Origin of the sequence: Fusibacillus kribbianus (genome assembly GCF_030053595.1) — a bacterium.
GTDB classification, from domain to species: Bacteria; Bacillota; Clostridia; order Lachnospirales; family Lachnospiraceae; genus Lientehia; species Lientehia kribbiana.
Genome location: NZ_JASGBQ010000035.1, coordinates 1 through 26,608 on the forward strand (window position 1 = coordinate 1; position 26,608 = coordinate 26,608).

Below are 26,608 nucleotides of genomic sequence, written 5' to 3' on the forward strand. Positions count from 1 at the left end.
ATTAAATCTTCATTGAGTTGTATAATGTTATCAGACATGGTTTTAGCCTCCTTTGTGAGATTTTTGTGTGGTAACTTAATTCTACCAAACGGCTATAGACCATGTCTATTTTTATGAAATTGATTTTGCGAAACTAATTATACGTTATCCAAGAAACCACTTTTTTGCCGATTGAGACGATAGGACTATTGTCACTTTCTTTAACGGACGGGCATAGTTACCTTAATTGTTAAATGAAACGCAGTTATTTCATTCGTCTATCCTTTATTAAAATACCTATATTTGTAATAAGCACATGTACTGCATCATGGCTTACAAATACCCTATTGATAAATCATGACGTAGCTATTATCCTCTGATTGTTGGCGGCGGATAAGGAGGACACTATGTCTAAGTTCTTTACTTATGAGGATCGTCTTAACCTTCAAAAGAAGTTGAAGGAAAGTATGTCCATAAAAGCAATTGCCACTGACCTGGGTAAGAATCCAACAACGATTTCAAGAGAAATCAAGAAGTACTCTTCTGAAATTGCCACAGGTTATCCTGGCTATCCATTCAATGAATGTAAGAACAGATTTAACTGCCGTAATAAAAATATATGTGGCAAGGATTGTTCTCGCAAAGCAACCCTGTACTGTAAGTTATGTCCATACTGCAATGAACACTGTAAGGACTTTGTTTGCGAGGTCTGTACAGCACGTTTTAGACCGCCTTATGTCTGTAATGGGTGCGAAAAGATTTGTAAATGCAGCCTGTTGAAAAGCATCTATGACGCAGAGCATGCTCATATCAAAGCTCACAATGTAATATCTGAATCCCGCAGTGGACTTTGTGTATCGGAGGAAGAGATTGCAAGGCTAAATGCAATCATTACTCCTCTGGTTAACAATGGTCAGTCAGTTCATCAAATCTATGTTGAACATGAAAATGAACTGATGTGTAGTGAGAAAACCATCTATAACTACATCGATGCATGCCTCTTTGATGTTAGGAATATCGATCTACCAAGAAAAGTAAAATTCAGAGAAAGATACAAAAAACCTGAATTCAAAGTAGACAAAGGCTGTCGCATTGGTCGGAACTACCAGGAATATCTCAAATTTAAAGAGAAGAATCCTGATCTTGCAGAAGTACAGATGGATTCTGTGATGGGTGTAAAAGGTGGTAAATGCTTCCTTACAATACACTTCGTGGAATCCAGTTTGATGCTTGCTTTTATAAGAGATGCCAATACATCCCAGTCTGTTATAGATGTGTTTAATGGTCTTGACAAAGTCCTTGGAAATGAATTGTTTAGTGAACTGTTTCCTTATATCTTGACGGACAATGGAAGTGAATTTTCAAATCCAAGAGCTATTGAGTATCGTGAGCATCCGGAACCCGGAGCCTCATATCACAGGACAAACATCTATTATTGCGATGCCGGGTGTCCTTACCAGAAAGGTGCATGTGAGGTCAATCATGAGCTCATCAGACGAATAATTCCTAAGGAGACAAGTATTGATGACCTGACTCAAACGGATGTATTTAAAATGATGAACCACATCAACTCTTACAAAAGAAAAAAACTGAACAATCGTAGCCCATACGAAACGTTCAGCTTTTTACATGGAGAAGAGGTCTTGGCTAAACTTGGTTGCCGCCCGGTTGATGCCAAGGACATATGTCTGAAACCTAAGCTTCTCAAAAAATAAATCGTAAACAAGAGTCGCCAACACATTTACAAAAATACCGTAAATACCAGGGGTGGATTCTCCGTTTACAAATTTAAACGAGAGGAAATTGACCTCTGATTGTCGAACTCTTAAATACATTATACACCGAAAAGAGCCGATTGTATAGGGTGCATTTCGGTTACAAAAGCTGCATCTCGTTTACAAAAGTGGCATTTGAATTACAAAAACTGAGTTTCACTTACAAATATTAAGTTGTTGAATTACAAAACTGCATCTCGGTTTGCAATTGAGTGACGGGCATAGTTATATATCGGAGTGATAGTTGTCGGATGAAATACAGCAATTAAAAATTGAATATAGCAATTTTGGATTGAATTTACAAGATGTTTTAGATATAATAGATTAGTAATGGAATGACCTTTTACAAATACGAGGTGTTTAGAATGGCTATTAGTTATAGAAAACTGTGGAAGTTGTTAATTGATAAAGATATGAAGAAAAAAGACCTTCGTCTTGCTTCTGGAATAAGCACCAATGCATTGGCTAAACTTGGAAAGAATGAAAGAGTCACTACTGATGTGCTTGAAAAAGTATGTATCGCCTTAAAATGTGATGTAGGTGACATTATGGAAGTAACAATAGATGATGAAGAATGATTGGAGGAAACTAGTATGAACTATGCTGAGTTTTGCACTGGCGTAGGTGGTTTTCGCCTTGGCATAGAGATGTCTGGCATTGATTTAACATCTGTTTATGCAAATGAAATAGATGACAGTTCAGCTATTTATCTTCTGAGAGAGAACTGGCATTGGTGGAGCGTTGTAAAAAAGCCGGCATGGGATTTTTAGCTATGAAAGCCCTGGCAGGAGGTTTGATAACCAATACTGCTGCGGCCTACGCATTTATGCTTCCATACGATCATGTGCTTCCAATCTGGGGCGTACAGTTTGAATGGCAGCTTGACCAGTTCCTGTCTTATCAAGACCAGGAACCGGTGATGGATGCGGCTATGAAAACAGAGATTGAGAAAGATCTTGAAGAATTGCAGGGAGAATTTTGCCGTGGTTGTGGATATTGTATGCCGTGTCCTGTAGACATTAACATCAGTGATTGCGCAAGAATGTCACTGATGATTCGACGTGCGCCGGCACAGGGACAGTTGACACCTGCAATGCAGGCTATGATGAAGAAAACAGAAGACTGTATCCATTGTGGAAAATGCAAGTCCATGTGTCCGTATGGATTGGATACCCCGACATTGCTGGAGAAAAACTATCAGGATTATAAGGAAATTCTTGCAGGAAAAGAGATATAAAAGTAAATGTACCTTCTGATAAATGGAGGATCAAGATATGAAACATAGATTGGCCATATTATTAATAGGGATTCTTTGCGTGGCAATGTTGTCTGGCTGTAATCAATCAGGCACCGAAGATGTACCGGGAAATGCTGAACTGCCATCTGTAGAAGAAGAGCTTGTCGTGGAAGAGGAATCCCTTCCTGACATAGAGGATACCATTTTTGCGGGCAGAATGACTTGGAATGAAAATGACTATCTGTATGAAGTTCCAACTGACGTTTTGGCGGGTGTGAGCCAGGCGGAAGTTCACAGAATGGGCAATAATCTACTTTTGGTGTTTAATGAATACGATGGTGAGACCAATCAAAGCGCATGTACTGTTAAGCTTGTGTCTATAGAGAATGGGGAAGTTCTCGGTGAAAACAAGCTGACCAATCTTATGTATGCAACTGTGCAGGTGCTGGATAATCATGTGGCTGTCAACGATTTGGGGGACAGTAAATGTTATCTGTTAGATAAGGATCTCAAATTGGTAGATGCATATGGTCTTTTAGGCGGAACCTTCTGTCTGAATGCTGCCGGAGAGAAAGCGTATCTGTTTACTTATGATCGGGGAATCAAAGAGATAGAATTGTCCACTGGGACAGAGACTGTTTTGATGAAAGATGCTGCCAGCTCATATCTTTGCAAATCCAATGGGAAAGAAGCAGCTTTTGTCTATACAGATTTGAGCACTTACATGAGAGAGAGTTGTGTGCTGGACCTGACAAACGGAACATTTCGCAGGATAGAATCTCCGTATGCCTATAGTTCTTTGGAGACAAGTGGAGATACCTGGCTTGGAAAAGTTGATTGTGAAGATCCGTTGTATGTGCTTGCGGATGGAGAGAATCAAAACCAGTTCTATGTTAATTTTAGTTCTTCTGTTGGATTCAACCAAGCATCCGGGCATGTTATTCTCAGTGAGATGATTGAGGATGGTGCTACTACGCTGGACGCATATGATGTACAAGGAAATCTGATTTCCAGAGCAAATGCTGACGGTCTGGCTCATTATATGATGTCTGAATACGTATGGTATGATGAGTACGATGGTTACGTGTTTACTATGATGGACGAAAACGGACAAGACCACTTGATGTTTTGGCAGATTTCTGAGGGGCTGACAGATAGTCTTGTAATGGAATCTGTAGAGGATGTTATGAAAGAGCCTGCAGGCAGTGCAGTAAGCCAGGAACTCTTTGATCTGGCAGATGTTTTGTCTGAAAAATACGGAGTAGAAATCCATATTGCTGACCAGTGTGATACAGAATTTACAGATCACAGAGCTGATTTGTTGCTTTCGGAAGAAGACATTCTTCAGACATTAAATACGCTGGATTATGCCATGGGGCGTTATCCGGAAGGATTTTTTGAACAGCTAAAGCACAACACGCATAAGAAGATAGAAATACAGATTTTAGGTGTATTGGAGAAAGATTACAGCACAGAGGAAACCACATATGTTTCTGGTGGATTTGTTAATTACATGTATCCGGGCAAATACGTGATGGCACTGGATGGTAGAGCTATGAACCTTAGTGAAGAGATTAATCCTATCGTGGAAGAACTGATATATCATGAGTTTTCCCATATTATAGATAAACGCATGGAATACTTTGCCATGTTCAATGCGGATGCAGCGTATTCGGATTATGGCTGGGAGTCACTGAATCCAGAAGGATATGTATATAACGATAGCTATTATGGAAATCTGGATCCACAGTATGCGGACTATTTTGTAGATGCATATGCCTGCACAAATGGCACAGAAGACAGAGCTCGCACCATGGAATATGCTATGGGCGGCTACATAGGCATTTTTGCAGAGAAAAAAGGTTTGACAGAAAAACTGGAGTATTACTGCAAAGGAATTCGGGATAGTTTTGATACCACTGGATGGACAGAGGTTCTTCCTTGGGAAGAGACGTTAAATGCAGTGAGGTAAATATTAATGAAAACATATGACGTGGTAGCTCTTGGGGAGCTGTTAATCGATTTTACGGTAAATGGAATATCTCCACAGGGGAACCCTTTAATGGAGGCCAATCCTGGCGGAGCTCCGGGAAATGTGCTTGCGATGTTGGAAAAACTGGGCCATAAGACCGCTTTTATCGGTAAGGTGGGAGCTGACATGTTTGGAAATCAGTTGGTCCAGACTCTGACAGATGCAGGGGTTGCAACAGCGGGTCTGATTCGAGATGAAAAAGTACATACCACACTGGCTTTTGTGCATACGGCAGCGAAGGCAGCAGGAGCCCTAGTTTCTTTTGATCCGAATGTTAGAGAACCTTTGTGGAATGTCTTGTCTGCCGGAGAAACTTATGCAGTATGCCTCAGGGAGGACAATTGTGCAATTGGAAGCATCGGTCTGATACCGCCGGCGCAGTCACATACGGCTGCCAGGCCGGATGAAATGGGAGATATAAGAACGGAGCATTATACTTATCTGACAAAGGAGCAGTGGTTACAGAATGGCATCAAGTAAAGAATATCCGGATTTTATATTAGAACAGCTTTCCGGATTGGACAGGCTGCGGTGATATCAGAAGGCATGTGCTGGTTCCAGAGGAGTATCGAGAGTTTTTTGATCTTACTTTACAGGAAGAATTTGATGTCCGGGTTTCGTTTACAAGAGAAGCATGGCATGGGAGGATGCGCGCCTGCAGAGGAGTTGGAGCTTCCATGGCAGAGGAGGTCCTGAAAAAATGGGATGCGGAGCATAAAAAGATGCTGGATGAAGTTGTTGCCGACGAGAAGACACTGGAGGATCTGTATGTGCAGCCGGAATACAGGGGCAGAGCCGATGTCCGACTGGACGGTGTACGGATCGCGGGGGACACACTTCGAAAGCTGGCAGAATAACGAGGTTGATATTTAGCTGTTCTTTCGTTATAGTAGTATTTGTATCAGTTCGTATTACATAAATTTTGATACAAAAGAGTATTCTAAATGCTATATTACTGAAACCGTTCCGAGGAAAATGTAAAGACCCATACGAGGAGGACAATGATGGGATTTCTGGACATTTTAAACGCCATTGACAATGTTATGTATTATCCGATCCTCATGATCGTAATGGCCATTGCAGGCTGCTGGTTTACGATTCTGACAAAAGGGGTGCAGTTCAGATTGTTTCGGGAATCCTGCAGACTGGTGATGGAGCCCTCCGGAGAAGGGAAGGTTTCTTCCTTTCAGGCGCTGATGGTTTCCACGGCATCCCGCGTCGGCACAGGCAATATCGTAGGAGTGTCCACGGCCATCTGCCTGGGCGGGCCGGGCGCATGCTTCTGGATGTGGATCATGTGTCTGATCGGTGCTGCCTCCGCTTTTATGGAAAGTACGCTGGCACAGATCTACAAAAGAAAAGGGGAAGACGGTGCATGCTACGGAGGCCCGGCTTATTATATTGAGAAGGCGCTCCATGCCCGTTGGCTTGCGGTCCTGTTCTGCGTATTTCTGATCGCAACCTATGCGGTCGGCTTTAATTTGCTGTGCTCCTACAACCTGCAGTCCACCTTTGCCGTATATTCCTTTTATCAGGAATCGACCACACCGATGATCGTAGGTGCGGTGCTGGCTGTGTTGGTCGGATATTGTCTTTTGGGAGGCGGAAAAAGAATCGTAAAACTGACCAGTGTGATCGTTCCGTTTATGGGGATCTCCTATGTGGTCATTTCAATGATCGTTATCTTGTTTCATATCACCAATATCCCGGTGATGTTTGTGGAGATTTTTAAGGACGCCTTTGATTTTAAGGCTATTTTCGGTGGTGTGGCAGGTTCCTGTCTGATTTATGGAATAAAGCGGGGACTTTATTCCAACGAGGCCGGTGTGGGTTCGGCCCCCAACGCCTCTGCTTCCGCCCATGTCACGCATCCGGTCAAGCAGGGCCTCGTGCAGACCCTGTCCGTTTACATTGACACTCTGCTTCTCTGCACGGCGACGGCGCTGATGTGTCTGTCCAGCGGTGTGGAGCATACAGAGGCAGTGTCCGGTGCGCTGTATGTACAGAACGCGATCTCCACCGTTTTCGGACGTGTGGGTCCTCTGTTTATTACGATCGCCATGGTGCTTTTTGCCTTTACGACCCTGCTTGGAAATCTGTATTATGTGGACAATGCCCTTATTTTTATGAATAACAAAAAAGAGCCGTCGAAAAAATTTAAGCTGATCTTTAAGCTCTTCTGTGTGATCGTTGTCTTCCTGGGAGCAATTATCCCCATGGATGCCGCCTGGGCCATGGCCGATATTACCATGGGAGGTATGACGCTGATCAATCTTCCGGCCTGTATGCTGCTCGGCGGGGTGGCGATTCGTGCCCTGAGGGATTATGAGAAGCAGAAGAAGGCGGGGAAGAATCCTGTTTTCAGAGGCTCCGATATCGGGCTTGATGAGGAAGAGCTGGAGTATTGGAATGAGTGACAGGAAATGATTATAACGATTACGGGAGAATAAGAAGATGGAAGAACAAATGAAGAAAACAACAGTATCGATACAGGATACTATGCAGAAAGCAGAAAAACAGCAGGCTAATCCGCTGGGGTGCGTGCCGGTGGGAACACTTCTTCGGAGATTTGCCATTCCCAGTATTGTGGCGATGCTGGTGGGGGCTCTTTACAATATTGTAGACCAGATATTCATCGGACACAGCATCGGAGAACTGGGAAATGCGGCCACTAATGTGGCATTTCCCCTGACGACCAGCTGCACGGCCCTGGCGCTTTTGTTTGGAATCGGTGCCGCATCGGCCTTTAACCTGTCCATGGGACGGGGAGAGAGAAAAAAGGCGCTCTATTATATAGGGAACGCAGCCGTTCTCATGTTTGGCAGCGGACTTTTGCTTTGCCTGATCACACAGCTTTTTCTGGAACCGCTGCTGGTGTTTTTCGGATCCCCCGACAATGTGCTGGGACTGGCGAAGGAATATGTGAGGATTGTATCCTTTGGATTTCCTTTTCTGATCCTGACCACGGGCGGGGCGCATTTAATTCGGGCCGACGGAAGCCCAAGGTATTCCATGCTGTGCAATCTGATCGGAGCGGCCATCAATACGGTGCTGGATCCTTTGTTTATTTTCGGATTTCATATGGGAATGACCGGTGCAGCTCTGGCTACGATCATTGGACAGATCGCATCGGCAGCCATGGTGTTTTTCTATCTGCGCCGGTACAAGGCAGGCCCCTTTACGAAGGAGCATCTGCGTCCGAGATTCATGTATGCAGGCTACGCCATGAGCCTGGGAATGGCCCAGTGCTTCAATCAGATGGCCATGATGGTGGTCCAGATCGTCATGAACAATTCTCTGAAGCATTACGGAGCCATGTCCATTTACGGAGAATCTGTTCCTCTGGCCTGTGCCGGGATCATCAATAAGGTGAGCTTTATTTTCTTTGCCTTCTGCATCGGCATTGCCCAGGGAATGCAGCCCATTTCCAGCTTTAATTACGGCGCAAAGCAGTACGGCCGGGTCAAACGGGTGATCCTTCTGAGCATGGGAACGGGGCAGGTCATCTGCATCGTTGCCTTTGCCATGTTTCAGCTGTTCCCAAGACAGATCATCAGCCTGTTTGGAAGCGGCTCCGAATTATATTTTGCCTTTGCGGAGCAGTATTTCCATATTTATCTGTTTTTCACCTTTGCCAATAATATTCAGCCCATGTCGTCGACCTTCTTTTCTTCCATTGGGAAGCCGAAGCAGGGAACCTTCCTTGCGCTGACCAGACAGATTCTTTTCCTGCTTCCGCTTCTCATCATTCTTCCGCTCTTTCTGGGAATGGATGGGATCCTCTATGCAGGTCCCATTGCCGATTTCCTGGCGGCGGTCATCTCCGCATGCTTCCTGCTCCGGGAACTGAAGGGGATGGGAAAGGGTTGAAACCACATGTGACGGTACGTATAATATAGGTGAAGAGTGGTATAACAAAAGAGACTGACGTCTGTCTGACAGGAAGAAGAAAGGGGTAAGCTTATGTGTACAGCAGCGACTTATAAAACAAAGGATTTTTATTTCGGACGCACCCTGGATTATGAGTTTTCCTACGGTGATGAGGTGGTGGTGGCTCCCCGTAGATTTCCGTTTCATTTTCGGTATATGGGAATGACGGAGAGTCATTACGCGATCATTGGCATGGCTTATGTGGCCGGAGGCTGTCCGCTGTTTTACGATGCCATCAATGAAAAGGGCCTGGGAATGGCAGGGCTGAATTTTGTGGGGAATGCAGATTACAAGGAGCCGGTTTCCGGAAAGGACAATGTGGCGCAGTTTGAATTCATTCCGTGGATCCTCAGCCAGTGCGCTTCGGTTCAGGAGGCCAGAGCACTGATTGAAAGGCTGAACATTACCAATACGCCCTTCAGCGCCGAGCTTCCGGTGGCCGAGCTCCACTGGATCATAGCCGATCGCGACGGAGCCATAACCGTAGAATCCATGAAGGACGGGATCCGGATCTATGATAATCCGGTGGGGGTGATGACCAACAATCCGCCCTTTGAAAAACAGATGTTCAATCTGAATAATTACAGACATGTGTCTTCAAAAACTCCGCAGAATACCTTTGGCGGCGGCCTTCCCCTTGACACCTACAGCCGCGGCATGGGCGGCATGGGACTTCCGGGGGATCTGTCCTCCCAGTCCCGGTTTGTGCGGGTAGCCTTTACGAAAATGAACTCTGTTTCCGGGGAGTCGGAGGCGGAAAGCGTCAGCCAGTTTTTCCATATTCTCGGATCTGTGGACCAGCAGAGGGGCTGCTGCGATGTGGGAGAGAAGGAATATGAGATCACCCTCTATACCTCCTGCTGCAATACGGACAAGGGCATCTATTATTACACGACCTATGAGAATCATCAGATCACGGCGGTGGACATGCACCGGGAGGATCTGGATGGAAGGGAGCTGGTGAGATATCCTCTGGTTCTGGGGGAACAGATCAACTGGCAGAATTGAAAACAGCAAAAAAAACCGGCTGGGACAGCTTCTTTAAAAGAAATTGTCCCGGCCGGTTTCCATATACAGGTTCCGCTTTCCGCTGCGATTAGAGCACCTGGCAGAATTCCATCTGTTCGCCTGTAGGGCTTGCAATCTTGAAGTAACGAACACCGTTGGCCCAGAACTGAGGGATCTCCTCGATGCCGTTGGTGGTGATGGTATAGCCCTGCTCTACGCAGTATTTATAATCTGCCTCGATATCGGTGGAATCAAAGCTGTAGTGGTCGATCTTTCCCGCCACTTCAGGAGGAAGAGCCGGATTGGCCTGATACATCTCGTAAACAACGTCACAGTTCTTCAGGAAATATACGTTGGTGCCGTCGTCACCCTTGAATTTTCCGATCACTTCAAAGCCCAGTACGTCTGTGTACCATTTTGCATCCTTTTCCACGTCGTTGGTTGCGAGGCCGATATGGCCGTGTTTTCTGTTCTTGATCATAGAAAATGCCTCCCTTTGTTGATTTGATTTTATTTTACTTCCGTGGGAATAAATGTTCAAGCAGAATTTTATTCCCGGATTTTTAACGGAAGGCTGTTTATTCTCCCGCGATAATTCCGCCCCATTCAATCAGAGTCAGCCCGTCATGACACACAGGATGGATTATCGGCTCTTCTGTATTCTGTCCGTTATACTCTGCAAAATAGAATCATATCCGGTAATAGCTGTCCGGTTCAGCACCTTCAACAGTGATGGGCATTGCCGTGTCTACGGTTTCTGTCAACTGAGGATACATCACATAGCCGCGCCCCGGGCTCAGCTTCTCTGTCCAGAAATCAACAAAGTCACAGATTTCCTTTTCATTAAAACCATAGGCGCTCAGAATCTGCTCAAACTGTTCAGTTCTGGTATCTGCCTTTATCACAAAGCCCTCTTCCTGCTGCATCAATGCCGCCAGGGTCAGGGATTCATAAGGCTGCTTCATCCGGCTGTTTTGCGTCCTCCTGAGTTGCCTGTACCGGTGCCGTTTTCCTGTCTTTCTGCTCTGCCCTGCGGAAAAGCAGGAATAAAAGCATCAGCACAAAGTAACAGCCGGCTGCCTTTAATAAATATGCCGCGATCATAGAGAGAAAAGAGTCTCCCTGCCCCAGCAGGCTGCCCAAAATCCCTGTAAGAATATAAATAAAAACAAGCAGGATACAGCACAACAGGCTTAAGACCAAAATGAGCGGGTGCCGCAGCAAATGAAGAAGAGATGAAAAGAATCCGATTTTTTTATTGGACCGGCAGGAAATATGGACCATCCAGTGAAACAGCACAACAGCAGACAGAAAGCCTGCTGCGATCCAGACCGGTATCAGTATCCGAATCAGAGCGGCATGTTCCATCAGCCTGGCAGGTGCCGTATCAAAAATCAGGTACCAGGCCGCCCGCCACAGTAAAAAGACAGCCAAAAGCCAAAGCTCAGCTTTCAGCAGGGGCAGTATACGCTGAAAATGTCCTTTCTGGTCCTGCAGATCTTTATGATAACAGAAGGAGAGCAGGAGAGTGAGTCCGGCCAGGGCTGTGGAAACTACGCGGAATCCAAATACCAGCGTCTCCGGCAGGACGGTTTTTTTTTGATCAGCATTGAAATACTGCAAAGAAGCGGTACGAATACCGTCAGAAGCGCCGCAGTCAGCGCAAGAAAAAAGGTTGACCAATTGACAGAAATTCGTTTCTTTTCCATAGGAGTCCTTTCTGTGCCATAGAACAAATTTGGCTTATGCCGGTTTTATTATAGCATGGTCCTGAAATGATATCCAGCGGACTCTTTCGAAAGCAGATCAAAAATGAAAGATTGCGGTCGGATGGAAAATATAGTAAACTGTTGATAGCGTCGGTGAACAGAGGGCGGATTGTCTCCTGTTGGACGCTATGGAAATAAACCGAACGGGGCATACTTTAATATAGTTGAAAAAGGAGGTATCTTCATGTCAGTTGTTACAATTACCAGGGAAAATTTTCAGAAAGAGGTCATGGAAAGCGATAAACCGGTCCTTTTGGATTTCTGGGCGGCCTGGTGCGGACCCTGCCGCATGGTTTCTCCCATTGTGGATGAGATCGCCCAGGAGCTGGATACCATCAAGGTGGGCAAGGTCAATGTGGATGAAGAGCCGGAGCTGGCATCCGAATTCAAGGTCATGTCCATTCCCATGCTGGTGGTGATGAAGGACGGAAAGATCACAAACAAAACCATTGGAGCACAGCCCAAGCAGGCGATCCTTGCGCTGCTGTAAAAGACCGGAGGGAAAACGGCAGGTTTTCCCTCTCTTTCAGACTGCCTGAGGCGGAAAAGAGTTGAGGGAATGAGGAGGCGGAAACGTTTGAAACAGGCTGCCCTGATCACAGCGGCAGTTCTTCTTGTACTGTACATAACAGCCTGCAACATTCTTGTCAGTGCAGCGCTTGTGCCCGAATTTATGGAGCGGCTGGATGCCTTTGAGGAACTGACGGAGGAGGGCATGGAGGCCCTTGTCCATACAGAGGATATCGAGACCAATAAGGCGGAGGCACAGGACGAGACGAAAGCGTGGCTTGAGTCGGCGGACTCGGAGCTTCTTTCCGTGATTACGGAGGACGGCTGCCGGCTGGTGGCGAGAGCTTTTTACGGGCCGGAGGAGAGCCATAAATGGGTCCTTTTGCTTCACGGCTATACGGGCTGGAAGGAGGAAATGTTCCCGCTGGCCTGTCGGTATGCAAAGATGGGGTATCATGTCCTGGTGCCGGACATGCGGTGCAGCGGCGAGAGTGAGGGGGATTTTATCGGCATGGGCTGGACGGACCGGTTGGATAATCTTCTGTGGCTCCGGCAGATCCTTGAGCGGGATGCAGAGGCACGGATCGTTCTTCACGGCCAGTCCATGGGGGCTTCCTGTGCCCTGATGATGGCCGGGGAAGCGCTTCCGGAGGCCGTGAAGGCCATTGTTGCGGACAGTGCCTATACGGACGCCTATCATATGTTTGCGAAGCAGATGAAGGAATGGGCAAATCTGCCCGCATTTCCGCTGCTTCCGGGTGCGGTGCTCATGCTCCGCCTGCGGGGCGGCTATGATCTGATGGATGCGTCGGCTCTGGAGGCGGTAAAGAGGACCTCCCTGCCCATTCTCTTTATTCACGGCACGGAGGATGTGTTCGTGCCGCCGGAAATGAGCCGGGAGCTTTACGACGCGGCGGCAGGAGAGAAGGAGCTTCTTTTTGTGGAAGGGGCAGGGCATGTACAGGCACCGGATAAGGAACCGGAGCTTTACTACGAAACCGTGTTTTCTTTTTTAGAAAAGCATGAGGTCCGATGACAGAAGGAGGAAGCAGAATATGCAGATTACTATATTGAACGGAAGCCCGAGACCGGGAGGTAACACGGATACCATGGCCGGTGCCTTTGCCAGGGGAGCGAAGGAGGCGGGGCATCAGGTGGAAATGATCCATGTGGCAAGGAAAAAGATTGCCGCCTGCAAGGGCTGCCAGTACTGCCATTCTCACAAAGGCGTCTGTATCCAGAAGGATGACATGGAAGCGGTTTTACATACGCTGGATCATACGGAGCTTCTGGTGCTGGCCTCTCCGATCTACTGCTTTGATATGACCGGACAGCTGAAATGCACGCTGGACAGAATGTATCCCCGGGGCAGATATGATCTTCCTATACGGGAGGCGGCGCTCCTTCTGAATTCTGTTTCAGAGGGAGTCTTCGAGGGTGCAAAGGCACAGTTTCATACCATGGTGGATTATTACGGATGGAAAAACCGGGGAATTCTTACCATCAGTGGCATGACCGTGGAGAAGGACGGCGCCATGGAACGGTGTCCCAGACTGGCGGAGGCTTATGAGCTGGGACGTTCTCTCTAAGGACTTTTGGACGACGCCTATTGTACATCCCTTCTTTTTTCAGTATAATGATAAAAAAATGCGAAGTGAGGTAACAAATGATGACAGGTCAGACCTTGGAACGGGGAGCCGGAATTCTTCTCCCTGTTACCAGCCTTCCGTCCCCCTACGGCATCGGGACCTTTGGAAAGGCAGCCTATGAATTTATAGATTTTTTAAGGAGAGCCGGGCAGAAATACTGGCAGGTGCTGCCTCTGGGCCCCACCAGCTACGGGGACAGCCCGTATCAGTCCTTTTCTTCCTTTGCGGGAAATCCGTATTTTATCGATCTGGATCTGCTGATCGAGGAGGGACTTGTTAAAAAAGAATATGTGGACAGCTTTTCCTGGGGAGATAACGAATCCTATGTTTCCTATGAGGTGATCTATCAGAACCGGTTTCAGGTCCTCCGGGAGGCTTTCCGGAACAGCTTTCACCGGGAAGCGCCGGATTTCCGGATCTTCACTGAGGAGAACGCCTACTGGCTTAAGGATTACAGCCTTTATATGGCGTGCAAGGAGTATTTCGGCAGCGTGAACTGGCTGGAATGGGAGGAGGATATCCGTTTCCGCAGGCCGGAGGCAGTGGCGAAATATGAGGCGCTTCTGGCGGAGGACATGGAATTCTGGACCTTCTGTCAGTATAAATTCTTTGAACAGTGGAAAAAGCTGCGGGAGTACGCGACGGAGAAAAAGATACAGATCATCGGGGATATTCCTATTTATGCGGCCATGGACAGCGCCGATGTGTGGAGCCACCCGGAGCTTTTCCAGCTGGAGGAGGAAAATCTGTTCCCGAAATTTATTGCCGGCGTGCCGCCGGACGCCTTCAGTGAGACAGGCCAGCTCTGGGGCAATCCCCTGTATGACTGGGATGCCATGGAAGAGGAGGGCTTTGAATGGTGGCGTCAGAGGATCCTTGCGTCGAGGGGGCTTTATGACGCTCTGCGGATCGACCATTTCATCGGAATCACCAGATATTATGCAGTACCGGGAGGCGCCAAGGACAGTGTCAACGGGACCTATCGCCCCGGGCCGGGGACGAAGCTGACCCGCGTGATCAATGAGGCAGCCGGTGAGATGAAGATCATTGCAGAGGATCTCGGCACGGTGACACCGGAGGTCCGGACCCTGCTTAAAGAAAACGGCTATCCCGGCATGAAGGTGCTGGCCTTTGGCTTTGACGGCGATCCGGGCAACGAGCACCTGCCCCACAATTACAAGACGCCAAACTGCGTGGCCTACGGCGGAACTCATGACAATGAGACTCTGACCGGGTTGTTCTGTGATAAATCCGATGAGATCCTGACTTATCTGTTTGAGCTTTTGGGAACGAGAGACAGGAGTAAGATCGTGGAGGGACTGTTCCGTCAGGCCTACGGGAGTATTGCCGATGTGGTGATCTTCCAGGCTCAGGATGTCCTTGGACTTGACAATTCTGCCAGAATGAACTTTCCATCCACCCTTGGAGACAACTGGAAGTGGCGGTTGAAGAAGGGGCAGCTGGGGCAGCAGGAGTCTGGCTGGCTCGGCTTCCTGGTGCACGTATACCGCCGGTATTAATTAGGAAGGGGAGAGAACACCATGGCGAGATCAGCCAATCAGAAGCTTAAGATCCTGTACATTCTGCAGCTCCTGGAGCACAGTGATGAGGCACATCCGGTTACCATGAAGGACATTCTGGAGGAACTGGAGCGCCATGGAATAGCGGCGGAACGGAAAGGAATTTATGACGATCTGGATGCGCTCCGTGAATTCGGCTGTTCTATCGCAGGGAAAAGAGGAAGGCTGGCAGGCTATTACCTGGAGAAACGAGGGACAGAGCCGGGCCGTGAGACGAAAGATGGACAGTATGAGGCATCCATCCCCCGTTGGCTGTCCGGAGACACCAAGGTGGAGCTTGTCTGTGGAGAGGAGCCTGCCGCAGTCATGCGGGAAGCCTTCGGTCACAGTGAATATTTCAGGGAAAAGCCGGGGAAAAAGGCGGGGCTTGTCTCCGTCAGGCTGAAGGTGACGGCAGATGCTTCCTTTTTCGGCTGGCTGGCCTGCTTTGGCACAAACGTAAGGCTGACAGCGCCTGCCCCGGTCATCCGTGAGTATCGAAAATACCTGAAGGAGATCCGGAACATGTATAAGGATGAATGATCGGAACTGTTCAGAATGGAGAATGAAAAAATGAATCAGAGAAAAACAGAATGGATTCGCGGATGGAAGCGCAGAGGAAGCTTTTTCCTGGCGGTGCTTCTCCTGTTTGCCGCCATCCTGACCGGCTGCGGAACAGCTTCCGGCAGCAAGAATGCTGCATCGTCGGCTCCGGAGAAAACGACGGAGTCGGTGCAGCCGTCATCGGAGGAACAGACGTCCTTGCCGGAAGAAACGGAAGAAGTGAAAGAACTTCTTTCGGAGGATGGCACCTATACCTCCAAGGAAGAGGTGGCGCTCTATATTCATCAGTACGAAAAGCTTCCTTCCAATTTTATTTCAAAGAAGGAAGCGGAGAAGCTTGGCTGGACGGGCGGCTCTCTGGAGCCTTATGCTCCCGGCAAGTGCATCGGCGGCAGCCGCTTCGGCAATTATGAGGGACTGCTCCCGGAGAAGAATGGGAGGACTTATACGGAATGCGATATTGACACGCTGGGGGCGAAGAGCCGGGGTGCAAAGCGCATTGTGTTTTCCAATGACGGCCTGATTTACTATACGGAGGATCATTACGAGAGCTTTGAGCTCCTTTACGGGGAGGAATGACCATGAGAACGGTGATTCTGGACGGCAGGGGCATCCGGGACAGAAAGGAACTCCATCAGTGGCTGGCAAAAGCCTTTTCCTTTCCGGAATGGTACGGAAACAACCTGGATGCGCTTTTTGACTGTCTGACCGATGTTGCAGAGGATACGGAGCTTTGTCTGCGTTATCCGGATGCCCTGAAGGAACAGCTGGGGGATTATGCAGAAAGGCTTACAGGAGTCCTGGGGGCGGCAGCGGCAGAAAATCCACATATTTCCTATGTAATAATTGACAAAACAGGGGGCACCTGTTAAAATCGTTAGCAGAGTGAGGCAGAGGCGTCACGAAGGGGCATACCACCGCGGGTATGGTTCTTCGTGGCGCTTTTTTTGCGACAGGAAAGGAGATGAGAGCAGTGGTAACAGTCAATGGAGAAGCGGTGAAGGCGGCAGGCATGACGGTGCTTCATTACCTTGAACGGGAGGGCTATGATCCCGGAAGGGTTGTCGTTGAACATAATTTTAAGATCCTGTCCAGGGGGGACCTGGATAATACAGTGCTGCAGGAAAATGATCAGGTTGAGATCCTTTGCTTTGTGGGAGGCGGTTGAATGATAGGGAAAGAAGAATTGGAGAAGGCCTTTGATGCCCGGTTTCCGGAGACAGTCCGGAAAAAGCTGCAGGCTGCCCGGGTGGCAGTGGCCGGCCTTGGAGGCCTGGGCTCCAATATTGCGGTCATGCTGACCAGATGCGGTGTGGGGCATCTGTTTCTGGTGGATTTCGATGTGGTCGATATGACAAATCTGAACCGGCAGGCGTACCGGCTTCCCCATCTGGGAAGGCCGAAAACGGAGGCGATCCGGGAGATCCTGGCGGAGATCAATCCTTATGTGGAGGTTGAGACACTCTGCGTCCGGGTCACCGGGGAAAATGCCGCAGAGCTGTTCGGAGAGTTTCCCATTGTATGTGAGGCCTTTGACAAGCCGGAGAACAAGGCGATGCTGATTTCCACAATTCTGAAAAGCTGTCCCGGGACGACAGTGATTTCGGGAAACGGCATGGCAGGATACGGGGAGGCCAACGGAATCAGAACGGCAAGAAAGCTGTCCCGCCTTTATGTCTGCGGCGACGGCGTGACGGAGGCTTCTCCGGGAGTCGGTCTTTTGGCACCGCGGGTGGCGGTCTGTGCCGGCCATCAGGCAAATCAGGCGGTAAGGCTGATCCTTGGGGAAGAATAAAACAGAATACAGGAGGAATGATAAATGGAAGATAAATTGGTTTTGGGCGGTCATGAATTTACCAGCCGCTTTATTCTCGGATCGGGAAAGTACAATCTGAATCTGATCAAAGCAGCCGTGGAGCAGGGCGGCGCACAGATCATTACCCTGGCCTTAAGAAGAGCCAACACGAAGCAGAGTGAAAGCATTCTGGATTTTATTCCGGAGGGGGTGACGCTGCTTCCCAACACGTCAGGCGCAAGAAACGCCGAGGAGGCGGTACGGATCGCCCGTCTGAGCCGGGCCATGGGCTGCGGCGACTTTGTGAAGGTGGAGATCATGCACGATGCAAAATATCTTCTGCCGGACAATTATGAGACTGTGCGGGCGACGGAGATTCTGGCAAAGGAAGGCTTTGTGGTGCTGCCCTATATGTACCCGGATCTGAATGTGGCAAGAGATCTGCAGAATGCGGGAGCGGCAGCCGTTATGCCGCTGGCGGCTCCCATCGGCAGCAACAAGGGACTTGCCACCAAAGAATTTATTCAGATCCTGATCGATGAGATCGATCTGCCGGTGATCGTGGATGCGGGAATCGGAAGGCCGTCACAGGCATGTGAGGCCATGGAGATGGGTGCTGCCGCGATCATGGCAAATACGGCCATTGCCACCGCAGGGGATGTACCTGCCATGGCAGGAGCTTTCCGTCAGGCCATTGAGGCGGGACGTACGGCATATGTGACCGGCATGGGACGGGTCCTGACCCGGGGAGGAAGTGCCTCCGATCCGCTGACCGGGTTCCTGCGTTAGGAGGGATTACAGATGAACGAGGAAAATCAGGTGTATTTTATTGACAGTGATGCCCTTCCGCCGGAGGTCCTGAAGAGGAAGCACCGGCTGGAACAGGATCCGTCCTTCCGCACGGACCATATGGCGTATCTGCAGGGGATGGAGGTCATTGAGTCCGATGTGAAGGATAAGGTGATCGCAGCCATGAACGCCTACGATTATGACAGTTATACGGCGGAGGATGTGAAACGGGCGCTGTCCCACGAGACCTGCTCCATCGAGGATTTTAAAGCGCTTCTTTCCCCGGCGGCGGCCCCCTTCCTGGAAGAAATGGCCAGAAAGGCCGAGGAGGAGACAAGAAAGCATTTCGGCAATACCGTATATCTTTTTACCCCCCTTTACATTGCCAATTACTGCCAGAATTACTGTGTTTACTGCGGCTTCAACTGCTACAACAACATTCACAGAAAGAAGCTCACCCCGGAGGAGATCGATCACGAGATGAAGGTCATTGCCGACAGCGGGATGGAAGAGATTCTGATGCTGACCGGTGAGAGCCGGAAATACTCCGATATCCATTATATCGGGGAGGCGGTGAAGACAGCGCGGAAATATTTCCGCAATATCGGCATTGAGATCTATCCGGTCAACACCGACGAGTACCGGTATCTCCATGAATGCGGTGTGGATTATGTGACAGTTTTCCAGGAGACCTATGACAGTGACAAGTATGAGACCCTTCATCTGCTGGGCCATAAACGTGTGTGGCCTTACCGGTTCGACGCCCAGGAGCGCGCCCTCCGGGCTGGAATGCGGGGCGCGGGCTTCTCGGCTCTTCTCGGTCTTTCTGATTTCCGAAAGGATGCTCTGGCTTCTGCCCTGCACGTCTATTATCTGAACCGGAAATATCCCCATGCGGAGCTGAGCTTAAGCTGCCCCAGACTCCGGCCCATCGTCAATAACGATAAGATCAATCCGCGTGATGTGGGGGAGAAGGAGCTGTGCCAGGTGCTCTGTGCCTACCGCATTTTCCTCCCCTATGTGGGAATCACGGTTTCAAGCCGGGAAAGTGCCCAGTTCCGGAACGGGATCACGAAGATCTGTGCCACCAAGGTGTCGGCGGGCGTATCCACCGGGATCGGTGACCATGAGGCAAAGTACGAGGGCAAGGAGGAGACGGAGGCAGGAGACGAGCAGTTCGAGATCAACGACGGACGTTCCTTTGAGACCATGTATCAGGATCTGGAAGAGGGAGGCCTTCAGCCGGTGCTGAATGATTATATTTATGTCTGATTACGGAAAGTATATTGTGATCACCAACCGGGCGCTGTGCCGGGGAGATTATCTCGCGCAGCTTTTACGGGTGACGGAACTTCGTCCCCGGGCATTGGTTCTCAGGGAAAAGGACCTGGATGCGAAAGCTTACGGAAGGCTGGCCAAAGAAGTTCTTGAGATCTGCAGAAGGAACGAAGTTCCCTGTTTCCTTCATACACACACGAAGGCGGCAAAGGAACTTGGCTGCCGGCGGATCCATCTGTCCCTTCCGACCCTCAGGGAGCAGGCCGGGAGCCTCTCCGGTTTTTCTGAGATCAGCGTTTCCTGTCATAGTATGGACGATGTGAGGGAGGCGGCAGAAGCTGGAGCCACCCAGGTGGTTCTTGGAAATATTTTCGAGACCGACTGCAAAAAGGGACTGCCCGGAAAAGGCCTTGAGTTTCTTAAAGAAGTTTGCGCCCTCTCCCCCGTTCCCGTTTATGCCATCGGCGGCATCAGCCCCCGGAATATGGAGGAGGTGCTGGCAGCCGGCGCGGCCGGCGGCTGTATGATGTCCGGCTTTATGAAGATGGAATTTGCCCGGCAGACCTCTTTTCAGGAACCGATTTCCGGATAAAGTGAGTATATATTCATCGAAATCAATAAAAATTGCATATTTAAGCAAAAAGAAATTGACAAACGGCGGCTAAGTGAGTATGCTAATCCTATGGCGTTTTCGTGTATTTCTTTAACGGACGACCAACACTATAGAAATGCGAGGAATTGTTATGAAAAAGAAAATGTGGAAATGCGTAGCAGCTGCACTGATGGTTGTAGTTCTGGCATTTGGCCTGACCGCATGCGGCTCCAAGAAAGAGGAGACGAAGGCAGCAGAGACAAAGGCTGAGGAGACGAAAGCGGAGGCAACCAACGGCGTACTCAGAGTAGGTATGTCCGGTGATTATCCGCCCTTCGAGTTTTATGCTGAGACCGAAAACGGAAGAGAACTGGTAGGTATTGATGTTGAGCTGGCAAAGTACATCGCTGACAAGCTGGGTATGGAGCTGGAGCTCACCGATATGAGCTTTGACGGACTGATCGGAAGCCTGGACGAGGGAAAATTTGACCTGGTTATCTCCGGTATGACCATCAAGGCAGACCGCAAGTGCCTGTTCTCTGATCCTTACTATACTGCAGATCAGGCTCTCCTGGTAAAGGCAGGAAACGAAGACAAGTATGCAAGCCTGGATGATCTGAAGGGACAGAAGATCGGCGGCCAGATGGGCGCTTTCCAGCAGGAGCTGGCAGAGCAGTATGCCGGTGACACCGCTCAGATCGTAAACAATGTACAGGATATGGTTATGATGGTTGCAGAGGGCAAGCTGGACGGTATGTTCTGTGAGAGCGGTGTTGCACTCAGTGCAGTATCCAAGAACAGCGGCCTTGCCATTGCAAACCTGGAGATTCCCACGGAAAAGAATGAGCTTGGTGTCTGTATTCAGGAAGGCAATGAAGAGATGCTGAACAAGATCAATCCCATCGTTGCTGAGGTTGTGGAAAAGAACCTGATCGGTGAGTGGGAAGCTGAATTCCTGGATGTGGAAGAGGCAGCAGCAGAATAACTGGTCAGAATAGTAAGATAGACCTGGAATAGAAACCGGGGCCGGGGAGGAACTTCTCCGGCCCGGTTCTTGTCGTTATAAGGGAAGGAAAAAGCTCTGTCAGGCAGAGAATGTCAGGGCTCTCGCAAACAGGAAGGAGAAGGTATGGGAGATATCTTGGAGATTTTGTCAAAGTACTACCCCTATTATCTGCAGGGCGTCAGAAATACGGTGGTGCTGGCTCTGATCGGCGTCGTGGGAGGTGTCCTCTGCGGCCTGGTCATTTGCCTTTTGCGCATGTCAAAAAGCAGGAACCCGCTTATGAAAGTGCTTCGGGCATTTGCACGGGTGTACATTGAAGTGTTCCGCGGGACGCCTGTGATCGTTCAGCTTTGGGTGGCTTATTTCGGTATTCCCAAGCTGATCCCCATGCCTGTGGGAAGTCTTCTCGGCATGAACCTGGAGTGTATGGTTCCCTGTATGATCGCGGTCTCATTAAACAGCGGTGCCTACGTGGCAGAAATCTTCCGCGCCGGCATTGAGGCTGTGGACGTCGGACAGATGGAAGCAGCTCTCTGTGTGGGAATGAAGAAGGGACTGGCCATGCGGCTTGTGGTTCTTCCCCAGGCCATTAAAAACGTGGTTCCCGCCCTTTGCAATGAATTTGTGACCCTGATCAAGGAAACAGCAGTCATTTCTTACCTTGGCGTAGCAGATCTGTTCTACATGAACAGCGTGGTCAAGACGATGACCTATAATATGCTTCCCTGCTACCTGATCCTGGCCGGATTCTACTTTGTACTTTGCTTTGCTGCCAGCCGTCTGGTAGGCGTTCTGGAGAGGAGGCTGCGCGCATGATCTATACTAAGGGACTGAAAAAAAGCTTTGGAAAACTGAATGTTTTAAACGGTATCGACTCCCACATTGAAAAGGGAGAGGTGGTCTGTGTGATCGGACCCTCCGGTTCCGGAAAGAGTACCTTCCTCCGGTGCCTGAATCTTCTGGAGGAGCCCACGGAAGGCCAGGTCATTTTTGAGGGCAATGATATTACGGCGCCCAAGACGGATATCGCGAAGGTACGTCAGAAAATGGGTATGGTGTTCCAGCAGTTCAACCTGTTCAACAATATGACGATCCTGGACAATATAACGGTCGGCCCCATCCGTGTGAAGGGACTTTCCAAAGAGGCGGCAGAGGCGAAAGCCTTTGAGCTTTTAGACCGTGTCGGCCTGCGGGAAAAGGCAGGGAGTTATCCGAGAGAGCTTTCCGGAGGCCAGAAGCAGCGGATCGCCATTGTCCGTGCCCTTGCTATGGATCCGGACGTGATGCTCTTTGACGAGCCCACATCGGCGCTGGATCCGGAGATGGTCGGTGAGGTGCTGGATGTTATGAAGGCTCTTGCAAAAGAGGGAATGACCATGGTCATCGTGACCCACGAGATGGGCTTTGCGAAGGAAGTGGGTGACCGGGTCTTCTTCATTGATCAGGGCATTATCCTTGAGGAGGGCACTCCGGATGAGATCTTCAATCATCCGAAGAATCAGAGAACCCAGGATTTCCTTTCCAAGGTACTGAACGTATAAATTAAATAAAATGAAAGCAGGCACTGCCGCGCAGGGTTCGGGAGAACCGGATGCGGCAGTGTTTTTTAAAGAAAAAGGAAGGAACAGCTATGAGCAGAGTTACAGTAATCGGAGCAGGCAACGGCGGAATGACGGCCGCCTATCATTTGTCGAAGACGGGACATGAGGTCTGTCTTTATGATCTGCCGTCCTTTGACAGACAGATCCGGGCAGTACAGGAGACAGGCGGGATCAAGGCACTGGAAGGGAAGAACGGAGATGCCTATCTTTTCGGCGGCTTTGAAAAAATCGCCAGGGCAACGACGGACATGGAAGAGGCTGTTTCCTTTGCGGACACGATGGTCATGATCTGTCCGTCCTTTGCTCAGGAGATTCTGTTTGCAGAGATGATCCCCTTTCTTCGGGACGGTCAGATCCTGATCGTGATGCCGGGCAATTTTGCCGGTCTGGTGCTCCATGAGATGCTGGAAAAATCCGATCGGGCAGGGCTGGAGTTTACCTTTGTGGATGCCATCAGCATTCCCTGGGCCACCCGGTTGAACGGCCCGGCGCAGATCTGTATCATGGGCCTGAAAAAATTCATGCCCCTCAGTATTTTTCCGGGCTCCCATGCTACCGAGCAGCTTAAGAAACAGGTGGAGGAGGTCATGCCGATCCCGGTCAGATATCTGGAGAGTCCTCTGCGGGCAGGACTGGAAAACATCAATTTCGGCGGTCATCCGCTGATGACAACGGTGAATATCGGGCTTCTTGAAAATTTTGAGGGGAATTTCAATTATTATGCAGACTGCTGCAGCCCTGCCACGGCTCGGGCAACGGCGAAAATGGATAAAGAAAGGCTGGCTGTGGGAGCTGCCTATGGCTATCAGCTGTGGCCGGAGCTGGAGATCATGAACGCCCTTTATGACGGACACTGCGAGTCTGTCTATGAATTTAACCGTTCCTCTGTGACCCACGGCAAGGTGAAAAATTCACCGGCCAGCTCAAAGGAGCGCTATATCACCGAGGATGTTCCTTATCTTCTGGTGCCGATCGATCTTCTTGCAAAAAAAGCCGGGCTCCGTCCGGTCATCATAGAGTCTGTGATCCATCTTGCTTCCGCTTACAATGATACGGATTATTTTACCGCCGGGCGGACGCTGGAAAAGATGGGGCTGGCTGATATGAGTGTGGAAGAGATCCGGGGATTTCTGAAAAAATAAACGGGTTTTTGGAGCGGATTCTGATACGGAACGCGTGAAAGCATAAGAAGTGCTTGACAAATGCGTTCTTAGCCCCTACCATTGTATACAGTACACGAATAATTCTTCACGCTATTGTGAGAAAGGGGAAACCATGGCGCTTGGAGCGGTCGGGAAAAAAGAATCCTTATCCGAAAAAGCATACGGAATGCTTCGGGAAGCAATTCTGGACGGGGAACTGAAGGCAGGCGATATTCTCACGGAAGAAGGAGTGGCCGATCTGATGCAGATCAGCCGGACTCCGGTGCGCAGCGCACTGCAGCAGCTGACGCTGGAGGGTATGCTTCGGACAGAACGGAAAAATCTGGTGGTGGCCGCCGTCCGGGAAGAAGAACTGAATGATATTGATCAGGTGCGGGCAGAGCTGGAGTCCTTGTCGGCGGAGCTAAGCTGCAGGCGGGGACTGAGCCGGACACAGGCGGAGGAATTGCTGGGATACTGCAGGCAGCAGAAGGAGGCGGCGCAGAAAAAGGACGTGAGGACCTTTTTCCTCAGTGGGGAACAGTTCCATGTCCGGCTTGCGGAATTTTCCGGAAACCGATATCTGGCAGAAATGATCTCCAGAGCATCCGCGGCTGCGGTCCGGTATCTGACAAACCAGAAGGACCCGGGACAATATCTGGATGCTTCAGGAGAGGAACACGAAGCGGTACTTAAGACGATTTTAAAAGGAAACGCCGAAGAGGCGCGTGTAAAAATGAAACAGCATGTACAGAAGGATGCATAGGAGAGGAGAATAACAATGGATCACGTAAAATTAATTTCCAAGGAACAGATTCAGAAGGTACTTACCATGAAAAAATCGATCGAGCTTGTGGAGAAGGTCTATGAGGCCCACGGCCATGACCAGATCCTTATGCCGGCCAAGATCACGCTGGATACCGGGGAGAGCAATGACTGGCCGCCTTACGGTGGTTCTTACAATGCCATGCCTGCTTACATCGGCGGCTCTGTGGATATTTCCGGAATCAAGTGGGTATGGGGCTTCAATGACAACCGTAAGAAAGGGATTCCCTACATCGGCGGTGTGATCATTCTGAATGAGGCACGGACCGGCGAGGTGCTGGCCATCATGGACGGCAGCTACATTACCGATATCCGCACAGGTGCGTCTGCGGGAGTAGCGGCACGGTATCTGGCAGGAAAGGATTCCAAAGTTCTCGCCATCATCGGAGCCGGCGTGCAGGGAAAGATGAACGCGCGTGCAATCTGTGAGGAGATGCCCATTGAGGAGATCCGCATCGTGGATATCCGTCCGGAGGCGGCAGAGGCTTATGCGGAAGAAATGGGGCCGGAGCTGGGTGTGAAGATCGTTCCCTGCATGTCCAATGAAGAGGCGTGCCGCGGCGCAGATATCATTATTACCGTGACCATTGCCGACGAGCCTCTGGTACAGTGGGAGTGGCTGAAAAAGGGCTGTACCGTGCTTTCTCTTGGTTCCTTCCAGGAGCTGGACGAGAATATCCCTCTGAAGGCGGATAAGCTGGTGGTGGATAACTGGGCACAGAACGCCCACCGGGGCGAGCTGGTCAAGCTGGTTCATGCAGGAAAGCTGACGGAGGAACAGGTCCACGCGGAAATGCCGGATATCGTGGTGGGCAAAAAGACCGGCCGCGAGAATGAGGACGAGATCATCTGTGCCTGCATCATCGGAATGGGGTCCACAGATATCGGAACCGCCGGCGTGCTGTACAAGGAGTATTTTGCGGAAGATGAGGAGCTTGATACCTTTGCATTCCGTACTTATCAGAATAAATAGAGGATCCGCAGATACCGGGAGGCGCGCCGTGTATCGGAGAAGAGGCAGTCCGTGTGGCTGTCTGGAGAAACGGGGACCGGGTGATATACGCGGAACCGGCGGCTGGCGCCCCTGCAAAAAAGCGGCTGCGGGATAAAAAATACCAAAGATCTGCGGGTGGGAAAAAAGAAGAGGATCACCTATAATAAAGGCAATGAACTCTCGGGAAAGGGTTTGTGAAACTACGAATATATGAAGGAGGGTTTTTGCCATGGCATTATCAATTGATTCCAAGATCAAGGAGATTATGAGATCAGAAGAAGGAAGAGCGGTGATGGAGAAATATGCTCCCGGCTCCACCTCAAATCCCAGCATGAAGCTGGTCGGTGCACTGACCTATCGGAAGCTTCTCAGTTATCCGGAGTCTGCTGAGGTCGCAGTGCATATTGATGAAATTGATGCGGATCTGAAAAAGTGTTCCAGATAAAACAGTGAAAAAGGGGCTGTAAAAAAACTCCCCTGACAGAAAAATCGCCCAGACCGTGAGGTCTGAGCGATTTTTTGGTATAATTAATTATGCTACTAAATAACAATACCAGTACTAATTATACTATGC

At 49.6% G+C, this 26,608-nt stretch carries 30 protein-coding genes and 2 pseudogenes; 29 read left to right on the forward strand and 3 right to left on the reverse strand.

The window, feature by feature from the left end; genetic code table 11:
- Positions 1-386 precede the first annotated feature (386 nt).
- The 10 genes and pseudogenes from QJ036_RS13355 (at position 387) to bsh (ending at position 9,961) form a co-directional block, all read left to right on the forward strand.
- Complete coding sequence (locus QJ036_RS13355) at positions 387-1,694, forward strand: IS30 family transposase (RefSeq protein ID WP_283231859.1); 1,308 nt, start codon at positions 387-389, stop codon at positions 1,692-1,694.
- Positions 1,695-2,119: 425 nt separating this feature from the next.
- Positions 2,120-2,332, forward strand: a complete 213-nt coding sequence (locus QJ036_RS13360) for a helix-turn-helix domain-containing protein (RefSeq protein WP_283231860.1) — start codon at positions 2,120-2,122, stop codon at positions 2,330-2,332.
- A gap of 15 nt (positions 2,333-2,347) precedes the next feature.
- On the forward strand, positions 2,348-2,524 hold the full coding sequence (locus QJ036_RS14180; RefSeq protein ID WP_331487564.1) for a DNA cytosine methyltransferase: 177 nt from the start codon (positions 2,348-2,350) through the stop codon (positions 2,522-2,524).
- A pseudogene (locus QJ036_RS13365) lies at positions 2,452-2,991 on the forward strand (4Fe-4S dicluster domain-containing protein); the annotation flags it as partial. The gene QJ036_RS14180 and the pseudogene QJ036_RS13365, both read left to right, overlap by 73 nt.
- A 37-nt stretch (positions 2,992-3,028) precedes the next feature.
- Positions 3,029-4,963 (forward strand): hypothetical protein, encoded by a 1,935-nt coding sequence (locus QJ036_RS13370; RefSeq protein WP_283231861.1) that lies wholly within the window; start codon positions 3,029-3,031, stop codon positions 4,961-4,963.
- A 6-nt stretch (positions 4,964-4,969) separates the two neighbouring features.
- A pseudogene (locus QJ036_RS14280) lies at positions 4,970-5,323 on the forward strand (PfkB family carbohydrate kinase); the annotation flags it as partial.
- Positions 5,324-5,700: 377 nt separating this feature from the next.
- A complete protein-coding gene (locus QJ036_RS13380) occupies positions 5,701-5,880 on the forward strand; it encodes a hypothetical protein (RefSeq protein ID WP_283231862.1) in 180 nt (59 codons plus the stop codon).
- A 144-nt stretch (positions 5,881-6,024) separates the two neighbouring features.
- Positions 6,025-7,440 carry an alanine/glycine:cation symporter family protein gene (locus QJ036_RS13385; RefSeq protein WP_283231863.1) on the forward strand — a complete coding sequence of 472 codons (1,416 nt, stop codon included), beginning with the start codon at positions 6,025-6,027 and terminating at the stop codon, positions 7,438-7,440.
- 37 nt (positions 7,441-7,477) lie between these two features.
- Positions 7,478-8,893: an MATE family efflux transporter gene (locus QJ036_RS13390; RefSeq protein ID WP_331487568.1), complete on the forward strand. Its 1,416-nt coding sequence runs from the start codon at positions 7,478-7,480 to the stop codon at positions 8,891-8,893.
- A 93-nt stretch (positions 8,894-8,986) separates the two neighbouring features.
- Positions 8,987-9,961 carry a choloylglycine hydrolase gene (gene bsh / locus QJ036_RS13395; protein ID WP_283231864.1) on the forward strand — a complete coding sequence of 325 codons (975 nt, stop codon included), beginning with the start codon at positions 8,987-8,989 and terminating at the stop codon, positions 9,959-9,961.
- A gap of 88 nt (positions 9,962-10,049) precedes the next feature.
- On the opposite strand, the gene QJ036_RS13400 is transcribed toward bsh, so the two are convergent.
- The 3 genes from QJ036_RS13400 to QJ036_RS13410 form a co-directional block, all read right to left on the reverse strand.
- The gene (locus tag QJ036_RS13400) at positions 10,050-10,442 is read right to left on the reverse strand and encodes a VOC family protein (RefSeq protein WP_283231865.1); all 393 of its coding nucleotides are present in this window, start codon (positions 10,440-10,442) and stop codon (positions 10,050-10,052) included.
- Positions 10,443-10,650: 208 nt separating this feature from the next.
- Complete coding sequence (locus QJ036_RS13405; protein WP_283231866.1) at positions 10,651-10,926, reverse strand: hypothetical protein; 276 nt, start codon at positions 10,924-10,926, stop codon at positions 10,651-10,653.
- Positions 10,910-11,395: a hypothetical protein gene (locus QJ036_RS13410; protein ID WP_283231867.1), complete on the reverse strand. Its 486-nt coding sequence runs from the start codon at positions 11,393-11,395 to the stop codon at positions 10,910-10,912. The genes QJ036_RS13405 and QJ036_RS13410 overlap by 17 nt, the downstream gene beginning before the upstream one ends.
- A gap of 519 nt (positions 11,396-11,914) precedes the next feature.
- Here QJ036_RS13410 and trxA point away from each other — a divergent pair.
- The 19 genes from trxA to QJ036_RS13505 all read left to right on the forward strand — a co-directional run bounded on the left by trxA (position 11,915) and on the right by QJ036_RS13505 (position 26,479).
- The gene (gene trxA / locus QJ036_RS13415) at positions 11,915-12,220 is read left to right on the forward strand and encodes a thioredoxin (RefSeq protein ID WP_283231868.1); all 306 of its coding nucleotides are present in this window, start codon (positions 11,915-11,917) and stop codon (positions 12,218-12,220) included.
- Between the two features lie 87 nt (positions 12,221-12,307).
- Positions 12,308-13,276: an alpha/beta hydrolase gene (locus QJ036_RS13420; RefSeq protein WP_283231869.1), complete on the forward strand. Its 969-nt coding sequence runs from the start codon at positions 12,308-12,310 to the stop codon at positions 13,274-13,276.
- 19 nt (positions 13,277-13,295) lie between these two features.
- A complete protein-coding gene (locus tag QJ036_RS13425) occupies positions 13,296-13,829 on the forward strand; it encodes a flavodoxin family protein (RefSeq protein ID WP_283231870.1) in 534 nt (177 codons plus the stop codon).
- A 77-nt stretch (positions 13,830-13,906) separates the two neighbouring features.
- Positions 13,907-15,409 (forward strand): 4-alpha-glucanotransferase, encoded by a 1,503-nt coding sequence (gene malQ / locus QJ036_RS13430; RefSeq protein ID WP_283231871.1) that lies wholly within the window; start codon positions 13,907-13,909, stop codon positions 15,407-15,409.
- Between the two features lie 21 nt (positions 15,410-15,430).
- Positions 15,431-15,991: a hypothetical protein gene (locus tag QJ036_RS13435; RefSeq protein WP_283231872.1), complete on the forward strand. Its 561-nt coding sequence runs from the start codon at positions 15,431-15,433 to the stop codon at positions 15,989-15,991.
- Between the two features lie 30 nt (positions 15,992-16,021).
- The gene (locus tag QJ036_RS13440) at positions 16,022-16,591 is read left to right on the forward strand and encodes a ribonuclease domain-containing protein (RefSeq protein WP_283231873.1); all 570 of its coding nucleotides are present in this window, start codon (positions 16,022-16,024) and stop codon (positions 16,589-16,591) included.
- A gap of 2 nt (positions 16,592-16,593) precedes the next feature.
- Entirely contained in the window at positions 16,594-16,884 is a 291-nt protein-coding gene (locus QJ036_RS13445) for a barstar family protein (protein WP_283231874.1), read from the forward strand.
- Between the two features lie 92 nt (positions 16,885-16,976).
- Positions 16,977-17,180, forward strand: a complete 204-nt coding sequence (thiS, locus tag QJ036_RS13450) for a sulfur carrier protein ThiS (RefSeq protein WP_283231875.1) — start codon at positions 16,977-16,979, stop codon at positions 17,178-17,180.
- Complete coding sequence (gene thiF, locus QJ036_RS13455; RefSeq protein WP_283231876.1) at positions 17,181-17,807, forward strand: sulfur carrier protein ThiS adenylyltransferase ThiF; 627 nt, start codon at positions 17,181-17,183, stop codon at positions 17,805-17,807.
- Positions 17,808-17,831: 24 nt separating this feature from the next.
- Complete coding sequence (locus tag QJ036_RS13460) at positions 17,832-18,596, forward strand: thiazole synthase (protein WP_283231877.1); 765 nt, start codon at positions 17,832-17,834, stop codon at positions 18,594-18,596.
- 12 nt (positions 18,597-18,608) lie between these two features.
- On the forward strand, positions 18,609-19,868 hold the full coding sequence (gene thiH, locus QJ036_RS13465; protein ID WP_283231878.1) for a 2-iminoacetate synthase ThiH: 1,260 nt from the start codon (positions 18,609-18,611) through the stop codon (positions 19,866-19,868).
- On the forward strand, positions 19,849-20,466 hold the full coding sequence (locus QJ036_RS13470) for a thiamine phosphate synthase (protein ID WP_283231879.1): 618 nt from the start codon (positions 19,849-19,851) through the stop codon (positions 20,464-20,466). Before thiH ends, QJ036_RS13470 begins: the two co-directional genes overlap by 20 nt.
- Before the next feature lie 151 nt (positions 20,467-20,617).
- Entirely contained in the window at positions 20,618-21,451 is an 834-nt protein-coding gene (locus QJ036_RS13475; RefSeq protein WP_283231880.1) for a transporter substrate-binding domain-containing protein, read from the forward strand.
- Positions 21,452-21,595: 144 nt separating this feature from the next.
- Positions 21,596-22,288, forward strand: coding sequence for an amino acid ABC transporter permease (locus QJ036_RS13480; protein ID WP_283231881.1), 693 nt, complete (start codon positions 21,596-21,598; stop codon positions 22,286-22,288).
- Positions 22,285-23,013, forward strand: coding sequence for an amino acid ABC transporter ATP-binding protein (locus QJ036_RS13485; RefSeq protein ID WP_283231882.1), 729 nt, complete (start codon positions 22,285-22,287; stop codon positions 23,011-23,013). The genes QJ036_RS13480 and QJ036_RS13485 overlap by 4 nt, the downstream gene beginning before the upstream one ends.
- Positions 23,014-23,102: 89 nt before the next feature.
- The gene (locus QJ036_RS13490) at positions 23,103-24,215 is read left to right on the forward strand and encodes an NAD/NADP octopine/nopaline dehydrogenase family protein (protein ID WP_283231883.1); all 1,113 of its coding nucleotides are present in this window, start codon (positions 23,103-23,105) and stop codon (positions 24,213-24,215) included.
- Between the two features lie 133 nt (positions 24,216-24,348).
- Positions 24,349-24,981 carry a GntR family transcriptional regulator gene (locus QJ036_RS13495; protein WP_283231884.1) on the forward strand — a complete coding sequence of 211 codons (633 nt, stop codon included), beginning with the start codon at positions 24,349-24,351 and terminating at the stop codon, positions 24,979-24,981.
- A gap of 15 nt (positions 24,982-24,996) precedes the next feature.
- On the forward strand, positions 24,997-26,013 hold the full coding sequence (locus QJ036_RS13500) for an ornithine cyclodeaminase family protein (protein ID WP_283231885.1): 1,017 nt from the start codon (positions 24,997-24,999) through the stop codon (positions 26,011-26,013).
- A gap of 250 nt (positions 26,014-26,263) precedes the next feature.
- Positions 26,264-26,479: a hypothetical protein gene (locus tag QJ036_RS13505; RefSeq protein WP_283231886.1), complete on the forward strand. Its 216-nt coding sequence runs from the start codon at positions 26,264-26,266 to the stop codon at positions 26,477-26,479.
- The last annotated feature ends 129 nt before the right edge of the window (positions 26,480-26,608 follow it).

Coding starts and splice junctions, on each gene's coding strand:
- QJ036_RS13355 (WP_283231859.1), top strand. CDS start 387: ATGTCTAAGTTCTTTACTTATGAGGATCGTCTTAACCTTCAAAAGAAG.
- QJ036_RS13360 (WP_283231860.1), top strand. CDS start 2,120: ATGGCTATTAGTTATAGAAAACTGTGGAAGTTGTTAATTGATAAAGAT.
- QJ036_RS14180 (WP_331487564.1), top strand. CDS start 2,348: ATGAACTATGCTGAGTTTTGCACTGGCGTAGGTGGTTTTCGCCTTGGC.
- QJ036_RS13370 (WP_283231861.1), top strand. CDS start 3,029: ATGAAACATAGATTGGCCATATTATTAATAGGGATTCTTTGCGTGGCA.
- QJ036_RS13380 (WP_283231862.1), top strand. CDS start 5,701: ATGGCAGAGGAGGTCCTGAAAAAATGGGATGCGGAGCATAAAAAGATG.
- QJ036_RS13385 (WP_283231863.1), top strand. CDS start 6,025: ATGATGGGATTTCTGGACATTTTAAACGCCATTGACAATGTTATGTAT.
- QJ036_RS13390 (WP_331487568.1), top strand. CDS start 7,478: ATGGAAGAACAAATGAAGAAAACAACAGTATCGATACAGGATACTATG.
- bsh (WP_283231864.1), top strand. CDS start 8,987: ATGTGTACAGCAGCGACTTATAAAACAAAGGATTTTTATTTCGGACGC.
- QJ036_RS13400 (WP_283231865.1), bottom strand. CDS start 10,442: ATGATCAAGAACAGAAAACACGGCCATATCGGCCTCGCAACCAACGAC.
- QJ036_RS13405 (WP_283231866.1), bottom strand. CDS start 10,926: ATGAAGCAGCCTTATGAATCCCTGACCCTGGCGGCATTGATGCAGCAG.
- trxA (WP_283231868.1), top strand. CDS start 11,915: ATGTCAGTTGTTACAATTACCAGGGAAAATTTTCAGAAAGAGGTCATG.
- QJ036_RS13425 (WP_283231870.1), top strand. CDS start 13,296: ATGCAGATTACTATATTGAACGGAAGCCCGAGACCGGGAGGTAACACG.
- malQ (WP_283231871.1), top strand. CDS start 13,907: ATGATGACAGGTCAGACCTTGGAACGGGGAGCCGGAATTCTTCTCCCT.
- QJ036_RS13435 (WP_283231872.1), top strand. CDS start 15,431: ATGGCGAGATCAGCCAATCAGAAGCTTAAGATCCTGTACATTCTGCAG.
- QJ036_RS13440 (WP_283231873.1), top strand. CDS start 16,022: ATGAATCAGAGAAAAACAGAATGGATTCGCGGATGGAAGCGCAGAGGA.
- QJ036_RS13445 (WP_283231874.1), top strand. CDS start 16,594: ATGAGAACGGTGATTCTGGACGGCAGGGGCATCCGGGACAGAAAGGAA.
- thiS (WP_283231875.1), top strand. CDS start 16,977: ATGAGAGCAGTGGTAACAGTCAATGGAGAAGCGGTGAAGGCGGCAGGC.
- thiF (WP_283231876.1), top strand. CDS start 17,181: ATGATAGGGAAAGAAGAATTGGAGAAGGCCTTTGATGCCCGGTTTCCG.
- QJ036_RS13460 (WP_283231877.1), top strand. CDS start 17,832: ATGGAAGATAAATTGGTTTTGGGCGGTCATGAATTTACCAGCCGCTTT.
- thiH (WP_283231878.1), top strand. CDS start 18,609: ATGAACGAGGAAAATCAGGTGTATTTTATTGACAGTGATGCCCTTCCG.
- QJ036_RS13470 (WP_283231879.1), top strand. CDS start 19,849: ATGATTATATTTATGTCTGATTACGGAAAGTATATTGTGATCACCAAC.
- QJ036_RS13475 (WP_283231880.1), top strand. CDS start 20,618: ATGAAAAAGAAAATGTGGAAATGCGTAGCAGCTGCACTGATGGTTGTA.
- QJ036_RS13480 (WP_283231881.1), top strand. CDS start 21,596: ATGGGAGATATCTTGGAGATTTTGTCAAAGTACTACCCCTATTATCTG.
- QJ036_RS13485 (WP_283231882.1), top strand. CDS start 22,285: ATGATCTATACTAAGGGACTGAAAAAAAGCTTTGGAAAACTGAATGTT.
- QJ036_RS13490 (WP_283231883.1), top strand. CDS start 23,103: ATGAGCAGAGTTACAGTAATCGGAGCAGGCAACGGCGGAATGACGGCC.
- QJ036_RS13495 (WP_283231884.1), top strand. CDS start 24,349: ATGGCGCTTGGAGCGGTCGGGAAAAAAGAATCCTTATCCGAAAAAGCA.
- QJ036_RS13500 (WP_283231885.1), top strand. CDS start 24,997: ATGGATCACGTAAAATTAATTTCCAAGGAACAGATTCAGAAGGTACTT.
- QJ036_RS13505 (WP_283231886.1), top strand. CDS start 26,264: ATGGCATTATCAATTGATTCCAAGATCAAGGAGATTATGAGATCAGAA.